13 protein-coding genes and 2 tRNA genes are annotated in these 15,362 nt (G+C 64.6%); 6 read left to right on the top strand and 9 right to left on the bottom strand.

The window, feature by feature from the left end; all coding sequences use genetic code 11:
• The first annotated feature begins 26 nt into the window (after positions 1-26).
• The 3 genes from AC1AUD_RS04705 to AC1AUD_RS04695 all read left to right on the top strand — a co-directional run bounded on the left by AC1AUD_RS04705 (position 27) and on the right by AC1AUD_RS04695 (position 2,150).
• Positions 27-866 carry a thymidylate synthase gene (locus AC1AUD_RS04705; RefSeq protein WP_476572584.1) on the top strand — a complete coding sequence of 280 codons (840 nt, stop codon included), beginning with the start codon at positions 27-29 and terminating at the stop codon, positions 864-866.
• Between the two features lie 82 nt (positions 867-948).
• Complete coding sequence (locus tag AC1AUD_RS04700) at positions 949-1,608, top strand: dihydrofolate reductase (RefSeq protein ID WP_476572541.1); 660 nt, start codon at positions 949-951, stop codon at positions 1,606-1,608.
• 17 nt (positions 1,609-1,625) lie between these two features.
• Entirely contained in the window at positions 1,626-2,150 is a 525-nt protein-coding gene (locus tag AC1AUD_RS04695) for a low molecular weight protein-tyrosine-phosphatase (protein WP_476572539.1), read from the top strand.
• Positions 2,151-2,488: 338 nt separating this feature from the next.
• On the opposite strand, the gene AC1AUD_RS04690 is transcribed toward AC1AUD_RS04695, so the two are convergent.
• Positions 2,489-3,583 (bottom strand): LacI family DNA-binding transcriptional regulator, encoded by a 1,095-nt coding sequence (locus AC1AUD_RS04690; RefSeq protein ID WP_476572537.1) that lies wholly within the window; start codon positions 3,581-3,583, stop codon positions 2,489-2,491.
• 216 nt (positions 3,584-3,799) lie between these two features.
• Between AC1AUD_RS04690 and AC1AUD_RS04685 the strand changes: the two genes are divergently transcribed.
• Both AC1AUD_RS04685 and AC1AUD_RS04680 read left to right on the top strand, forming a co-directional pair.
• Complete coding sequence (locus AC1AUD_RS04685) at positions 3,800-5,104, top strand: MFS transporter (protein WP_476572535.1); 1,305 nt, start codon at positions 3,800-3,802, stop codon at positions 5,102-5,104.
• Positions 5,105-5,173: 69 nt separating this feature from the next.
• Positions 5,174-7,858 carry a family 78 glycoside hydrolase catalytic domain gene (locus tag AC1AUD_RS04680; RefSeq protein ID WP_476572533.1) on the top strand — a complete coding sequence of 895 codons (2,685 nt, stop codon included), beginning with the start codon at positions 5,174-5,176 and terminating at the stop codon, positions 7,856-7,858.
• A 140-nt stretch (positions 7,859-7,998) separates the two neighbouring features.
• Here AC1AUD_RS04680 and AC1AUD_RS04675 read toward each other — a convergent pair.
• From AC1AUD_RS04675 to galE, 4 genes are all read right to left on the bottom strand, one after another.
• Positions 7,999-8,074 (bottom strand) — tRNA-Phe (locus tag AC1AUD_RS04675).
• Between the two features lie 49 nt (positions 8,075-8,123).
• Positions 8,124-8,197, bottom strand: a tRNA-Asp gene (locus AC1AUD_RS04670).
• 128 nt (positions 8,198-8,325) lie between these two features.
• Positions 8,326-8,952: a DUF4190 domain-containing protein gene (locus AC1AUD_RS04665; RefSeq protein WP_476572531.1), complete on the bottom strand. Its 627-nt coding sequence runs from the start codon at positions 8,950-8,952 to the stop codon at positions 8,326-8,328.
• A gap of 183 nt (positions 8,953-9,135) precedes the next feature.
• Complete coding sequence (gene galE, locus AC1AUD_RS04660) at positions 9,136-10,146, bottom strand: UDP-glucose 4-epimerase GalE (RefSeq protein WP_476572529.1); 1,011 nt, start codon at positions 10,144-10,146, stop codon at positions 9,136-9,138.
• Positions 10,147-10,484: 338 nt separating this feature from the next.
• Here galE and trmB point away from each other — a divergent pair, with 338 nt between their 5' ends.
• Positions 10,485-11,312: a tRNA (guanosine(46)-N7)-methyltransferase TrmB gene (gene trmB / locus AC1AUD_RS04655; protein ID WP_476572527.1), complete on the top strand. Its 828-nt coding sequence runs from the start codon at positions 10,485-10,487 to the stop codon at positions 11,310-11,312.
• 227 nt (positions 11,313-11,539) lie between these two features.
• Here trmB and ilvN read toward each other — a convergent pair whose 3' ends face one another.
• The 4 genes from ilvN to rpmF all read right to left on the bottom strand — a co-directional run bounded on the left by ilvN (position 11,540) and on the right by rpmF (position 15,312).
• The gene (gene ilvN, locus AC1AUD_RS04650; RefSeq protein ID WP_476572525.1) at positions 11,540-12,094 is read right to left on the bottom strand and encodes an acetolactate synthase small subunit; all 555 of its coding nucleotides are present in this window, start codon (positions 12,092-12,094) and stop codon (positions 11,540-11,542) included.
• A 27-nt stretch (positions 12,095-12,121) separates the two neighbouring features.
• Positions 12,122-14,077, bottom strand: a complete 1,956-nt coding sequence (locus AC1AUD_RS04645; RefSeq protein WP_476572524.1) for an acetolactate synthase large subunit — start codon at positions 14,075-14,077, stop codon at positions 12,122-12,124.
• Between the two features lie 213 nt (positions 14,078-14,290).
• Positions 14,291-14,989, bottom strand: coding sequence for a ribonuclease III (gene rnc / locus AC1AUD_RS04640; RefSeq protein ID WP_476572522.1), 699 nt, complete (start codon positions 14,987-14,989; stop codon positions 14,291-14,293).
• Between the two features lie 128 nt (positions 14,990-15,117).
• On the bottom strand, positions 15,118-15,312 hold the full coding sequence (rpmF, locus tag AC1AUD_RS04635; RefSeq protein ID WP_476572520.1) for a 50S ribosomal protein L32: 195 nt from the start codon (positions 15,310-15,312) through the stop codon (positions 15,118-15,120).
• Positions 15,313-15,362 lie beyond the last annotated feature (50 nt).

Raw genomic sequence — 15,362 nt, 5'->3', positions numbered from 1 at the left:
CCGCCCGCCCCGATACCGCCATCCCGATGCCCTACGAGGACTTGGTGCGCAGGATCCTGACCGAAGGCACGCTCAAATCCGACCGCACCGGCACCGGCACGATATCCCTGTTCGGCCAGCAGATGCGCTTCGACCTGTCGTATGCGATGGAACCGAACAAACCCGAGGATGCGATGGGCTTCCCCCTGCTGACCACCAAAACCGTGTTCTTCAAGGGACTGGCGCATGAGCTGCTGTGGTTCCTCAACGGTTCGGACGGCGGCAATATCGGCTATCTCACCGAGCACAATGTGCATATCTGGGATGAGTGGGCCGATGAGAACGGCGATCTGGGGCCGGTCTACGGCGTGCAGTGGCGCTCCTGGCCCGCGCCGACGCCCGACGATCCGAACCGCACTATCGATCAGATCGAGAACGTGTTCGACCTGATCCGCAACCATCCCGATTCACGGCGCATGGTCGTCACGGCTTGGAACCCGGCCGAGGTCGAGAACATGGCCCTTCCGCCCTGCCACGCGCTGTTCCAGTTCTACGTGGCCGACGGGCGCCTGTCCTGCCAGCTTTATCAGCGCTCCTGCGACATGTTCCTCGGCGTGCCCTTCAACATCGCCTCCTATTCGCTGCTGACGCTGATGATGGCCCAGCAGGCCGGCCTGGAGCCGGGGGAGTTCGTGTGGACCGGTGGCGACTGCCATGTCTACGACAACCACATCGACCAGGTGCTCGAGCAGCTGTCGCGAGAACCGTATCCCTACCCGACGATCGCGATCGACAAGGCCCCCTCGCTGTTCGACTACCATTACGAGGACTTCCATATCGAGGGCTATCGGCACCATCCCACGATCAAGGCGCCGGTGGCGGTCTGACCACGGCTCAGCGCAGCTGTTCCGCCGTCTTCGCCACCGCATACCATATCAACAGTTCTCCCAGACCCAAGGAGTGAGTGAAGTGGAGTATGACAGTAGCCGTTCGGGCTATCACGAACCCGAGCCCGGGGCAGCCGGGCTTGAAGAAACCGAGGACTGGGGCGACGATTTCCCCAAGACCTTCTCGGTGAATCTCATTTGGGCGCAGGCGCGCGACAAAGAAGGTCGCGACGGCGCCATCGGCCATGACGGCGGCATGCCTTGGCATCTGCCCGAGGACCTCAAGCATTTCAAGGAACTGACGGTGTCGCACCCGGTGATCATGGGGCGGCGCACCTGGGAGTCCCTTGATCCCAAGTGGCGTCCGCTGCCGAACCGCGACAATATCGTCGTTTCGCACGACCCGCAGTACCGCGCCTTCGGGGCGACGGTCGTTGATTCCCTCGAGGACGCGCTCGATCTGGCCCGCCAGGAAGCCATTCCGGACGATGGACTCGACCGTTCCGAGATCTGGGTGATCGGCGGAGCTCAGTTGTTCGCTGAAGCGTTGCCGCAGGCGAACAAAGCCTTCGTCACAGTGATCGACAAAACCGTCGACGCCGACACCTACGCGCCGGACATCGCCGCGCTGGCCGAGGAGGGGCAGTGGTCCATCGCCGAGAAAACGGCATGGCAGACGCCCGGGAAGGCCGATTCCGGCATCGCCGGATATCGTTTCATCACCTATATCCGCAACCGCTGACGCATTGAGGGAGATCCATGAGCGACACCTATACCGTGATGACCGTGTGCACCGGCAATATCTGCCGTTCCCCGATGGGCGAGATCATCCTGCGCCACTATTTCGCCGAACGCGGTCTGGCCGACCGGGTGACGGTCGAGTCGAGCGGCGTGTCGGATGAGGAATGGAGCCATCCGATCGACCCGCGCGCCGTGCGTGTGCTGAGGCAGCGGGGATATGGCGACGAGATTCCGCGCGACCATTTCGCGCACCGCATCAGCAAGGAGGAGATCGAGCGCACGGACCTGTTCCTGCCGATGACGGCATCCCATATGCGTGCGCTGCTGCGTATGCTGCCGGCCGGCAAGCGCGCCGAGGTGCATATGTATCGCAGCTTCGATCCGGAGCTGCCGCAGCCCAAGGCCGGGCATGAGGATGCGATCGACCTCGTGGACCCGTGGTATGGCGGCGCCCACGAATTCGAGGTCGCCATCGACCAGATCGAACAAGTGGCCCCCCACATCGTTGATTGGGTGGCCGACCGCATTCCCGGTCGGGCGTAATTCCGAAGGAATTACACCAGCCGACCGCGCGAGCCGGCCGTAGAGGGAGCGCAGTGCGCTCCCGTGCCGGCGGAGCCATCCGCTATCTAAGAGGACGCGCCATCCCCCATAAAGAGAGCCCCCGCAAGGCCCTCACACTCCCAGCCAGTATCTGCTCACAAACGTACGCTGAGCAGGCGCAAACGTACGTTCCTGCGCACTGCCGCCGCGGCCCTGCTCAGAAACGTACTCCTACGATGTCTATCCGTACGTTTGTGAGCAGCCATATCCCGAGACTGCTCAGAAACGTACGGATAAGCTCCAGTAGCCAGCATTGTCGCTTCGCAGGGCGCTCGCCATCATTCCGCGCAACCAGTGGACTCGCGCATATGAGGCGTCGGCGCGCACATGACGGTGATGTGCCTATGCCCGCTGCCGGCGTTGATGTCGTCCAGCAGCAGTTGGGCCGCCTGCCGGCCCATGTGCTCGCCCGGGTTGTCGATGGTGGTCAGGCGTATGGGCGCGCGTTCCGCGAACAGGTTGCCCTCGGTGCCGACGACCATCACCTCGTCCGGAATCCGGTCTGACAGCGCGGTGGCGATGCCGTTGGCCACGGTGTCCGAGCAGGCGATGACGCCCAGCCGCCCCGAACCGTGTGGGTGGAGTTCGTCGATGTCCCGCCCGAGATCCAGCCCGTCCTCGAACAGGAATCCCCGCGCATCCATAAGCCGCACATCCATGTCCGGGGCGTCGTGCCGGACGGCGCGCAATATGCCTTCGTATCGCTCCTCGACCGGCTGGAATTCGAATCCCCGGCCCGCATACACCAGCCGTTCGCAGCCGCGCTCGATCAGGAGTTGCGCGGCGAGCCGCCCGCCCTGCACATTGTCCTCGGCCACGCAGCAACATGGTCCGCCCTGCCCGTTGCGTTCGACGTGGTCCACGGCCACGACGGGGATGCCCGCCGCCTGGGTGCGAGCGACGTCCTGCGGGGCGGCGTTGGGGGTGGCCAGCAGCATCCCGGCCACGGGCAAGGACAGGAAGGTCTCCACAAGCTGCATCTGCTCATGGGCGTCGGTCAACGAATTGGCCGCGATCAGGCGCATGCCATGGTCGGCGAGCACGGCCTGCGCGCCTTGGAACACGGAGGAATAGATCGAGTTCTCGACGCTGGCCATCACCATCGCCACCAGTGTCTTGGATTGCCGGGCGGGGGAGGGGGTCGCACGTTGCCGGTGATATCCGACCTGCCGGATCGCCTCTTCCACGCGTCGGCGCATGTTGTCGGAGATGCGGTCGGGATAGTTGAAGAAGTTGGAGACGGTGCCCAGCGAGACCTTCGCCGCCTCTGCCACGTCGGTGATGCTGGGCGGGCGGCGATCCGGGGCCGCCGTGTCCTTCGCCGCGGGTGTTGGCGTATGCGGCTGTTCGGGGGACTGGAGGGCGTCGGTCATATCGGTTCTTTCAGTGCGTTTCAAATGATATGGGATATTGTAATCCGACGTCGACACGCTGAAAACCGATTTCATCCCATTTCAAGTTGACGTTTCATTGAAATGGGGATATTATTTCAAATAATTTCATTGAAAAATGAATATACGATGATTGAAATATGTGTCGGAGCATCGTAGCGCCGCCGCATGCCACTGGAAGACAACAAAGGAGTGAACATGGCATCATCGTCCTCGCTGGATCCGCGGTATTGGAAACTCTCGTTCAACGCCAGCGTCGCCTCGTATCTGGATGCGGCGATTCTGGTGACCGCCGGCGTGGCGCTGCCGCTGTGGGCGGAACGCTTTGCGATGAGCACCTGGTGGGTGGGTGCGATCAGCACGGTCCTGGCGCTGAGCGTCGGCGTCGGCTCGTTCTTCGGCGGGCGCCTTTCAGATCGCTTCGGTCGCGTCAAGGTCTTCAACCTCGACATTCTGTTCGTCGCCATCGGCACCGTGATGATCCTGATGGCGCCGAACCTGCCGGTGCTGGTCGCGGGCGTCGTCGTGGCGGGCCTGGCCTCGGGCGCCGACCTGCCCACCTCGCTGGCGGTGATCGCCGAACGCGTGCCCGAACGGTATCAGGGCAAGATCATCTCCTCCACGGAGCTGTTCTGGCTCGGCGGCATCGTGCTGTCGCAGGGCGTGGGATTCCTGGTGTCCGGCATGGGATACGCCGGCGTCTACATCATGTTCGGGCTGATCGCCGCCGTCGCCTTCGTCACGTGGCTGATGCGAGTGGCGATGCCCAGCTTCAAGCGCATCGAGGACGAACTGCTGGCGGAGAACGCCGCGGAAAACGCCAAGCATGGCGGCGATGCCGAGCAGGCGTATCCTCTGTCCGGCCTGTTCACCAACAAGCGCTTCCTGATCCCGCTGCTGTTCCTGACCGCCTACTACCTGATGTGGAATCTGTCGGCGAACACCTGGGGCTCCTTCCAGACCTATTTCATGGTCACCATCGGCGGACGCAGCCAGGGTTACGCCACCGCCGTGGGCTTCATCGCCAACGTGCTGGCCATCGTCGTGACCTATATGGTGTTCATGCGTTATGCCGACACCTCCAAGCGATACATCGTCATGATCGTCGGCGTCGTTGTGGGCATCCTCTCGTGGGTGGTCTCTGCCTTCCTCGGCGCGCAGTGGATGGTGTTCACCGTGTGCTACACGCTGTTCTCGATCACCAACACGCTGCACGGCGAGCCGGTGTACAAGATCTGGAGCCAGCAGCTGTTCCCCGCCAACGCCCGTGCATCCGCCACCGGCTTCACCTATGCGATCGTGCGTTTCATCACCGCCGCCTTCGGATTCGTCACCCCGACGCTGATGGCGTTCTCCCCGTCGCTGCTGCTGTGGATTCTGGTCGGCGCGCTGACGCTGTCCCTGCTGATCGCCCTCGGGGCCATGCGCTTCATCAAGAACCACGACGTGCCCGATCCCGCGCTGAATCCGGGTGCCTTCGCGCAGACGGAGCTTGGGCGATAGACGACGGTAGGCGCTGACAGACGGTAGGTAACGACGATCATCGGCGATGAGCAGCGAAAGGAAACGGATATGAGCATCGCAACGCCGCGCAGAATGCGTGTGGAGCATTTCGACGGGGACGTGCTGGGCATCGGCACCGCCACCCCGAGGCTGTCTTGGTCCTATGCGGGGCCGGTCCCCGAGGGTGCGGAGGCGGAGCTGCGCATCCTCCGGCGCAAGCCCCGCCATGGAGGCGGCGAGCATATGGTGAGGGTGCCCGCGGATGGGAACGTCCTGCTGGACTGGCCGCTTGCCCCGCTGGACTCACGTGAGTTGGTCGAGGCCTCGGCGCGCCTGGTGGCCGTGGACGGCGAGGTCTCCGCGTGGAGCGAACCTGTGCGTTTCGACGTGGGATTGCTCAGTCCGCATCAGCGCGTCGCCGATTTCATCGGTCCCTCCTGGCCCGAGTTCGAAACCGACCATCGTCATCAGCCGATCGTCCGCACCGAATTCGAGCTGCGGCGCAAGCCGGTGCTGGCGCGGCTGTATCTGACCGCGCTGGGGTTGGTGGACGCGCAGATCAACGGAAAGCCGGTGGGCTGCGATGTGCTGAACCCCGGATGGACCTCCTACGACAATCGCGTCGAATGCTGGACCTACGACGTGCTCGACCAGCTCGAGGTCGGGGATAACGCGCTCGCGCTGTGGCTGGCCGACGGCTGGTATCGCGGCCGCGTCGGCTTCGACGGCGGCGAGGCCAATGTATGGGGCGAACGTATCGGCGCCTTCGCTCAGCTCGAGGTGACCTATGAGGATGGCGTGCGCCAGTCATGGTATTCGAACGCCTCCGACGAGCGCTGGAAGATCGCGCTGGGGCCGATCACGCGCTCGAATATGTATGAGGGCGAATATTACGACGCGCGCATGGAGAAGCCGGGCTGGACCCTGCCGGGATATGATGACGCCGACTGGCGCCCCGTGGCGGAGGTCAAATTCGACGAAAGCCGGATCGAATTCCCCACGATGCGTGCGATCCAGCCGTGCGGAACCAATGCGCCGGCGTCGGTCACGCGCATCGGGGACACCGACGACGGGCGCGGCGTGTGGATGATCGACATGGGGCAGAACTGCTCCCAGCGCCTGCGTCTGCATTTCCGCGGGCTCGAGGCCGGGCAAAGCGTTGATATCGAGCATGCCGAGGTGCTGGACGCCGACGGCGCGCTGGTGCAGCGCACCTTGCACCGCGGCGTGCAGCATGACCGCTTCACCTCGGCCGGCGCCGACGCCTGGTGGGAGCCGCGTTTCGACATGCATGGCTTCCGCTACGCCAAGGTCACCGGATTGCCGGCCCTCGAAGCCGGGGACATCGTGTGCACGGTCTATCACACGGCGATGGAACGCACCGGATGGTTCTCCTCGTCCAATGCCATGGTCGACAAGCTGCATCAAAACACCCTGTGGGCGATGCGCTCGAACTTCATGTCGATCCCCACCGACTGCCCGCAGCGCGATGAGCGCGTCGGCTGGACCGCGGACATCGCCATATTCGCGCCCACGGCGCTGTATCTCTATGATTGCGCGGGGTTCCTGACCAGCTGGATGCGTGATCTGGCGTTCGAACGCCGCAAGCACGGCACCGTGCCGTTCTATGTGCCCTACGTCCCGATGGGCATCTGGGCGAAGCCGGCCGCCATCGCCGTGTGGGGCGACGCCGCCGTGCTGGTGCCATGGCATGTCTACATGGCCAGCGGCGACGTGTCCGTGCTGCGTGAGTCCTACGCTTGCTCGCGCAGCTGGCTCGAGGAGGTCGAGGGATACCTGTCCGCCGACGGCGTGTGGGATCGCAGGCCCGACTATCCGATCGGACAGCTCGGCGATTGGCTCGATCCCCAGGCGCCGCCGGAGGAGCCGGATCTGGCGATGACGGACAAGGAATTTGTCGCCACGGTGTTCTTCATCCACAGCTGCGAATTGATGGTGCGCGTGGCGCGCCTGCTGGGGCATGACGAGGATGCCGTGCGTTTCGCGCGCTGGGCGGCGCATTCGAAAGAGGGATTCCGCGCCCGCTATATGCTGCGGGATCCCGGGGCGGACGGGGCGTTGATGACCTGCGACACCCAGTGCGCCTATGCATTGGCCATCGCCTTCGACCTGGTCCAGGGGGAGGAGTTGGAGGCCTGCGGTGACAGGCTCGCCGAACTGGTGCGGCTGGCCGACGGACGCATCGGCACCGGTTTCGCCGGCACGCCGTTCGTGCTGCCCGCACTCACGCGCACCGGTCACACGGACGAGGCCTATGGGCTGTTCCTTTCGACGAAATGCCCGAGTTGGCTGTATCAGGTCTCGATGGGAGCCACCACCACATGGGAGCGTTGGGATTCGATGCTTCCCGACGGCTCGGTGAATCCCGGCGGCATGACTTCGTTCAACCATTACGCGTTGGGATCGGTGAACGACTGGGTCCATGCGACGGTCGGCGGATTGTCCCCATTGGAGCCCGGCTGGCGTCGGATCCTGGTCGCCCCAAGGGTCGGCGGGGGTTTCACACATGCCGAGGCAAGGCATGTCACTCCCTATGGCGAGGTGTCCATCGCCTGGAAGTTGGATGAAGGCGCCCATGTGATGCGTGGCGAGCTGACCGTGCCGTATGGCGCGACGGCGTCGGTGCGTCTCGAGGGCGTGTCCATCGATGACGCGGCGGATGCCAGGCCATCGCCGGATGGCTCCATCGAACTGCCGGGAGGCGAATACGTCTTCACCGCGCCGGTGGGCTGAGCCTGTTGTTTTGCATCAAGGTCGTCCCCGTTGTGCCCCTCGTCCGGGGGAACAACGGGGACGACCTTCGTTGTGTGCGAGGTGCCGGAATCGTAGGCGGAACCATTATGAAAAAAGCCCCGCGCAAGCGGAGCTTTCAGTGGTGGCTCCGAGCGGGATCGATCCGCTGACCTAACGATTTTCAGTCGTTCGCTCTACCAACTGAGCTACAGAGCCATGAGGACAGTTGAAAAAACCCGGCGAACCGGGTTCTCAGCTATTCCAGCGACCCCGGCCGGACTTGAACCGGTGACCTCCGCCGTGACAGGGCGGCGCTCTAACCAACTGAGCTACGGGGCCGTGTGTTCCGCTCGTTTCCGTGCGGCAACAGATAGAAATATTACTGCTATTCCCGAGATATGCAAATCACGGCGTGTCGCGCCTGATATCAGGCTTTTGGGGCAGGGCGACGGCCATGCCCCAAGCCGTCAGTATCGCCATGCCATGCGCATGACGTCCTCGAAATCGGTGTCGTAATAACCGCCGTAATACCCGCCGTCATAGCCGTAGGAGGACGCGTAGTGGGCGAAGGCCCAGATCACGAAGACGATGCATAGGATGACGAGCACCGTGATGACCGCGCCGACGACGATGCCGGCGATGGCCAGCGGTTTGCCCTGCTCGCGGCTTTTGTTGATCTGCATGAGCGCGACGATGGAGAGCGCAAGGCCGACCGGGGCGAAGACGAAACTCATCACGAAGCCGATGATCGACATGACGTTCCACCGTTGCTGGGGATATGGCGCGTAATAACCTTGCGGGGGATAGGGATAGCCGGCTGGTAGCTGCTGGCCGGGCGTGGAAGCATTGGGAATGCCGGCGCCGCCGGAAGCGGGCTGAGGGCCGGAGAAGGGCGTGTGGGGGCCTTGCGGCGGTTGCTGCGGATATGCGGCTGTGGGCGCGCCATTCGGCGCGTAGGAGGACTGTGGGGTGAATCCTGGGATCTGCCCGTCCGTGGATTGGGGGAAGGGTTGCTGATTCTGGTCCTGGCCGATGGTTCCACTCGGATCTGCGGTGTCGTGGGGCTGCTGGGGGAGGGGAGTGTTGTTGGTCATGGCTCCCAGCATACTGCGGCGCATGGGAGCTGTCTGGACGTCGTCTGGGCGGCGGGTGGGTATGTTCTGGGGTATGGCGAAGATGCGGACGGCGCATATGCAAAAGGTGGGGCGCAGCCGGATGAATGGCCGCGCCCCACCTAGGCGCTTATGCGCGTTATGCGTTTATGCGCACGGGGAACGTCAGTCGGTCTGCTTCCAGGTCTCGACGTCGATGTGGTGCTCCGGGTTCGCCTGCCAGGCGGCCCACGCGGACTTCACGATGTCCTCGACGTTGTACTTGGCGTGCCAGCCCATCTCCTCGTTGATGCGCTTGGGGGAGCCCGCCAGGTGCGGCGGATCGCCGGCACGGCGGCCCATCACGGCCTCGTGGAACGGCAGGCCGGTGACCTTCTTGATCTCGTCGACGATCTGACGCACCGAGGTGCCCTCGCCGGTGGAGACGTTGAAGGCGTCGTACTTGCGCTCGTCGCGATCGAGGTACTTCAGGGCGGCCACATGCGCGTCGGCAAGATCGGAGACGTGGATGTAGTCGCGCACGCAGGTGCCGTCCTCGGTCGGGTAGTCGTCGCCGAAGATCGCCGGCGCCTTGCCCTTCTTGAGGCGGTCGAAGAGCATCGGGATGAGGTTCAGGATGGCCGGATCCTCGAGCTCGACGGGGCCGCAGCCGGCCACGTTGAAGTAGCGCAGCGCGCAGAAGCGGATGCCATAGGGCTCCTCGCAGGCGCGGGCCATCCACTCGCCGAAGAGCTTGGTCTGGCCGTAGGGGTTGATCGGGAGCATCGGCTGCACATCCTCGGGCACCACGTCGACCGGCGGCTCGCCGTAGGTGGCGGCGGAGGAGGAGAAGACGAGCTTCTTGACGCCGGCCTTGACCATGCCGTCGAGCACGTTGAGCATGCCGTTGATGTTCTGCTGGTAGTACCACAGCGGCTTCTCGACGGACTCGCCGACCTGCTTGCGGGCGGCGAAGTGGATGACGGAGTCGACGCCCTCGGCCTTCATGATCTCGGCGAGACGATCGCCGGCGTCGGGGGAGGAGACGTCCATGCCGTAGAGGCGGGCGCCTTCGATGCGGGTGGGCTTGCCATAGCTCAGATCGTCGACGACGACGACCTTGTCGTTCTGCTGATGCAGGGCGTGGACGACGTGGGCGCCGATGTATCCGCACCCACCAGTGACGAGAACTGTCATGTCTGGCCTTTCGCTGAGATGAGCGGAAGCGAGACGGTTCGACAAGCGAGCCGCTGTTCGCTTCTGCTCACATTTGTTACCTTTTCGAACAATTTGAGTATAACACAGAACAGGAATGAACGCGCGCGGCAGAGACGTTGACTCAGGGCTGCCTACAGTTGGCGGCTATCGTCCACAGTTGGCGGTTGTCTCGTGAGTTTGGCTTGACACCTGTCCGCTAATCCTTGAAAAATAGGCGTTCCGGTGGCGACTTTCCATGGGGGATAATGGTGTGGGCGCCAACTGTAGATGGAATCCGCCAACAGTTCGAAGTTGGCGCAGGAGAATGGAGGAATCCGATGACCGATCAAGCCATGGACGAGCCGACCGACGAGCCCGGCGGACATCCGCTGCACCGCGTGCTCTCCTTCGTGCGCCGCTCCGGGCGCTTGGACGCGCGGTTGCAGCGCGCATGGGACAACTACGCCCATCAATACCTGCTGGATATCAACGCGGGGGAGAACTCCCTCGATGTGCGTCCGGGGTTCGTTTTCAACGGGGAATTCGTGCGCAAGACTTGGGGCAACGACAATCCCCTAATCGTCGAAATCGGCACGGGGCAGGGCGAGAACATCGCCGCCGCCGCGGAGGTTCGCCCGGAGATGAATTTCCTGGCCTTGGAGGTCTATGACCCCGGTGTGGCTCACACCCTGCTGCTCGCTGGCAAACGTGAGCTTGGCAACCTGAGAATCGCGCGCATCAACGCGCCCGAACTGTTCAAAGCAATGGACGATGGCATGGCCACCGAGGTATGGACCTTCTTCCCCGACCCATGGCCCAAGAAGAAGCATCACAAGCGGCGCATCGTGCAGCCCGCGCTCGCCGGCGAGATCCATCGCGCGCTCGCCGACGAAGGCGTGTGGCGCATCGCCACCGACATCGAGGACTATGCGCTGCATGTCCATGAGGTGATGGATGGCCTCGACGGATGGCGCAACGGCGGCGCGCTGACCGTCAGCCTGCCCACGGGGCATGTGGGCAAGGGCAACGCCGAATTGGCGGCGGATATGCCGCATGCCGATTTTATGGAATCGGAGCGTTTCGAGGGGCGAGTGCTGACCAACTTCGAGAAGAAGGGACTCGCCGCGGGGCGGGTCATCCATGACTTCACATATGTGAAGGAGTGAGGGGACTCACGGAGATATGGACAGGGCGCAACCGCCGAGTGGTGGTTGCGCCCCGTCCATATAAGGATGGCTCCGTCGTCAGACAGTCCACTGGACTGTCTTCCTCCTCGCGCGGTTCGGCTTTTGTAATTTCTTTGAAATTACGGCCGAACCGGGAAGCTCCGCCGGCACGGGAGCCCACTGGGCTCCCTCTTCGGCCGGCTCGCGCCGTTGAGCTGCCGAGCGGCTCAACGGCCGGTAATCTCCGACCCGAGCACCTTCTCGCTGAGGGCTCGCGGGCCGCGGGTGACGGCGACGGCGCCGGAACGAACGAGCTCGATGACGCCGTAGTGCTCGAGCAGACCAAGCAGCGCATCGATCTTGCCCTCGGCGCCGGTGGCCTCGATGGTCAACGACTCGGGGTGCACGTCGACGACGTTGACGCGGAACAAGCGCACGATCTCCAGCACATCGGAGCGATTCGACTCGTCGGCCGCGACCTTGATGAGCACGAGCTCGCGCTCGACGGTGGTCTTCGGGTCCAGCTCGACGATCTTCAACACATGCAGCAGCTTGTTGAGCTGCTTGATGATCTGCTCCAGCGGCACGCGCTCCACATCGGCCGTCACGGTGACGCGGGAGATGTCGGGCCGTTCGGTCGGCGAAACGGACAGCGAATTGATGTTGAAGGCGCGGCGTGCGAAGAGGCCGGCGATGCGGGCCAGCACGCCGGGGCGGTTCTCGACGAGCACCGACAGCGTGTGGCGCTCGGAGCCGGGTTGCGATGCGGGATAGTTTGCCATGTCAGTTCTCCTTCATTCGCATGCCGTTCACACCGACGCCACGTCCGCGCCGGAGGCCGGGGCGTCCTGCGCGGTGCCCCGCAGCAGCGGCTTGGTGCCGGGACGGTAGGTCACGTCGTCGTTCGAGGCGCCTGCGGCGACCATCGGCCAGACCATCGCGTCCTTCCAGACGCGGAAGTCGATGAGCACCGGGCGGTCGTTGATCCGGTTCGCCTTCTCGATGGCCTCGAGGGCCTGCTCCTGGGTGAACGCGCGAAGCCCGACGCAGCCATAGGCCTCGGCGAGCTTGACGAAATCGGGCACATCGTGGAACTCGGCGGGGTTTCCGGCTTCGGCCGCCTCGGCGGCGGCCTGCGATGCCTCGCCGTCATGCAGGTTCGTGGCCGCGTAGTGGTGGTCGTAGAACAGGGTCTGCCACTGGCGCACCATGCCGTAGACCGAGTTGTTGAGGATGGCGATCTTGACCGGTGTGCCGTCGAGCAACGCCGTGGCCAGCTCCTCGCTGGTCATCTGGAAGGAGCCGTCGCCGTCGATCAGCCACACCGGCTTGATGCCGTCGGCCTCGCCGTTCGCATGTTCGCGGGCCGAGCCGACCTGCGCGCCGATGGCCGCCGGCAGACCGTAGCCCATCGTTCCCAGGCCGCCGGAGGAGATCCAGTGGCGGGGCTGTTCGAAATCGACGAGCTGCGAGGCCCACATCTGGTGCTGGCCCACGCCGGACACCCAGATCGACGAGGGATCGGCGTGCTCGGAGAGCCGACGGACGACCCACTGGGGGGACAACGTGCCGTCCGTCGGCTGGTCTTCGGGCTGGTCGTAGTCGATCGGGAAGTCCGTGCGCAGCTTGTCGAGCGCCGCCCACCACGGCTTCAGATCGGGCTTGCCGTGCAGTGCGAAGGCGCGTTTGATCTCGGGAATCAGATCCTTGAGCACGGTGGCCACGTCGCCGACGATCGGCACGTCCGGCACGCGGTTCTTGCCGATTTCGGCCGGGTCGATGTCGATGTGGATGACTCGGGCAGTCGGTGCGAAGGCATCGAGCCGGCCGGTGACGCGGTCGTCGAAGCGTGCGCCGATCGCGACGAGCAGGTCGGAGCGCTGGGCCGCGCCGGTGGCCGCGACGGTGCCGTGCATGCCGAGCATGCCGAGGTTCGCCGGATTCGAATCCGGCAGGATGCCGCGCGCCTGCAGCGTGGTGACGACTGGGGCGCCGGTGATCTCGGCCAGTTCGGCGATCTCGGCGGCCGCGCCGGAGCGCACCGCGCCGCCGCCCACATAGAGCACGGGGCGGTAGGAGCGCGTGAACAGCTTCGCCGCGTCGCTCAGCACCCGGCCATGCGCCTTGGTCGTGGGGTTGTAGCCGGGCAGGATCATGCGCTGCGGCCAGGAGAAATACATCTCGCCGGTCTGCGCCGTCTTCGTCAGATCCACGAGCACCGGGCCGGGGCGGCCGGTGGAAGCGATGTGGAAGGCCTCGGTCAGGACGCGCGGGATGTCCTGCGCGCGTGTGACCAGATACGAATGCTTGACCACCGGATAGGTGGCGCCGACGATATCGGCCTCCTGGAACGCGTCGGTGCCGATCGCGCCCACGCCCACCTGACCGGTGATCACGACCAGCGGCACCGAGTCCATGTTCGCGTCGGCGATGGCGGTGATCATATTGGTCGCGCCCGGGCCGGAAGTGACGATGCACACGCCCACGCGGCCCGTGGCGATCGCATAGCCCTCGGCCGCGTGTCCGGCGGCCTGCTCGTGGCGCACGAGCACGAAGCGGAACTTCGTGTCCTGCTTGATCTGGTCATAGACCGGCAGGATGGCGCCGCCGGGCAGTCCGAACACATCCTCGACGCCCAGTTCCTCCAACGAGCGGACCAGAGCCTTGGCGCCGGTCATCTTCTCGCCGCCGACGATCTGCCTGTCGTTGCCCGCGGGGGTTTTCGGCACCCCGCTGAATGCCTGCAAAGGTGTGGGTAAAGCCATGATTCCTCTCACACTGTTCGGTGCATGCGTCCCGCGTTCCGGCCCCGTTCGGCCCGTCGGCGCGGACGCCGTGCGCCCGGTGCTTGTGGCGTTGGGCGCGTGCGTTCTCTGTTCTCTTGGTGTTATTGCCCCATGCTAGCCGGTGATGGATGATGCGGCCCGCCGACGCCCGAATGCTGGTGCCGGCGGGCCGCATGACGGCCGGTGGGGAGGCTAGGCCAGCGCCTTCCATGCGACTTCGGCCGCGGCCAGCTGTGCCTTGCGTTTGCTGGGGCCCGTGCCCTCGCCGAGGATGTCGCCGCCTTCGCCCAGCGAGACATGGGCCGTGAACACCGGCGCGTATTCGGGACCGGAGACCTGCATGCGGTAGACCGGTTCCTTGCGGCCGAGCTCGTGCGCGCGCACGGTCAGCGAGGTCTTCCAGTCGAGGGCCGGCCCCTCGGTGGCGACCTCGGCGAGCGTGTCGTCGACGAGCCGGTGGATGACCTGGCGCGCGCCCTCGATGCCATGCTCGAGGAAGGTCGCGCCGATCAGGGACTCGACGATATCGCACAGAATCGAGTCCTTGTCGGCTCCGCCCTGCTCGGCCTCGCCCCGCCCGAGCAGGATGTAGGAGCCGGCGTGGAGCCGGTCGCGCGCGATGGCCGACAATGCCTCCTCGGAGACGGCCTTCGCGCGCATCTTCGCCAGCTCGCCTTCGCTGAGGTCCGGATGGGCGGAGAACAGCGATTCGGTGGCGACCAGTTCGAGCACGGCGTCGCCGAGGAATTCGAGGCGTTCATAGCTGGGCACGCCGGGATGCTCGTGGCAGAAGGAGCGGTGCGTCAGCGCCTGCACGAGCATGTCGGGGGACAGCGTGGTGCCAAGCGCCGCGAGCAGCGCCTCTTTCGATGGTTGCGGTGTGTCGTTCATATCGACGGTCATGGGCGTGCATGCCTTCCGTGTGTCGGATTGGAAACGGTTTTGGGGGATATCAGGAATATGCGAAGGCCCCGCCACCCGTCGATGGCAGGGCCTTTCGATGCGTTATGGCCGCTGGTTCACTTGGTGTGGGACGAGCGGATGGCCTCGCGGTAGGTGCGGCCGCGGAAGTTGCCGCAGCTCGGGCAGGCCATGTGCGGGTAGGCCGGAGCGCCGCAGTTCGGGCAGGTCACGGTCGCCACGGGGGTGGCCTTCCAATTCGCGCGACGCGAATGCGTGTTGGCGCGCGAGGTCTTGTACTTAGGCAGTGCCATTTCAGTTTCCTCTATCTATCGATCGATTGAGCTTAAGCGTCGGTTAGTTT

Source organism: Bifidobacterium sp. LH_730, assembly GCF_056355835.1.
This window is presented reverse-complemented; position numbering and strand designations above follow the sequence as displayed.

Bases quoted from the DNA above. Each gene is read 5' to 3' on its own strand.
- AC1AUD_RS04690 (WP_476572537.1), bottom strand. From the start codon at position 3,583: ATGACCGACGCCCTCCAGTCCCCCGAACAGCCGCATACGCCAACACCC.
- AC1AUD_RS04685 (WP_476572535.1), top strand. From the start codon at position 3,800: ATGGCATCATCGTCCTCGCTGGATCCGCGGTATTGGAAACTCTCGTTC.
- AC1AUD_RS04695 (WP_476572539.1), top strand. From the start codon at position 1,626: ATGAGCGACACCTATACCGTGATGACCGTGTGCACCGGCAATATCTGC.
- AC1AUD_RS04680 (WP_476572533.1), top strand. From the start codon at position 5,174: ATGAGCATCGCAACGCCGCGCAGAATGCGTGTGGAGCATTTCGACGGG.
- AC1AUD_RS04705 (WP_476572584.1), top strand. From the start codon at position 27: ATGCCCTACGAGGACTTGGTGCGCAGGATCCTGACCGAAGGCACGCTC.
- galE (WP_476572529.1), bottom strand. From the start codon at position 10,146: ATGACAGTTCTCGTCACTGGTGGGTGCGGATACATCGGCGCCCACGTC.
- trmB (WP_476572527.1), top strand. From the start codon at position 10,485: ATGACCGATCAAGCCATGGACGAGCCGACCGACGAGCCCGGCGGACAT.
- AC1AUD_RS04665 (WP_476572531.1), bottom strand. From the start codon at position 8,952: ATGACCAACAACACTCCCCTCCCCCAGCAGCCCCACGACACCGCAGAT.
- rpmF (WP_476572520.1), bottom strand. From the start codon at position 15,312: ATGGCACTGCCTAAGTACAAGACCTCGCGCGCCAACACGCATTCGCGT.
- AC1AUD_RS04645 (WP_476572524.1), bottom strand. From the start codon at position 14,077: ATGGCTTTACCCACACCTTTGCAGGCATTCAGCGGGGTGCCGAAAACC.
- ilvN (WP_476572525.1), bottom strand. From the start codon at position 12,094: ATGGCAAACTATCCCGCATCGCAACCCGGCTCCGAGCGCCACACGCTG.
- rnc (WP_476572522.1), bottom strand. From the start codon at position 14,989: ATGAACGACACACCGCAACCATCGAAAGAGGCGCTGCTCGCGGCGCTT.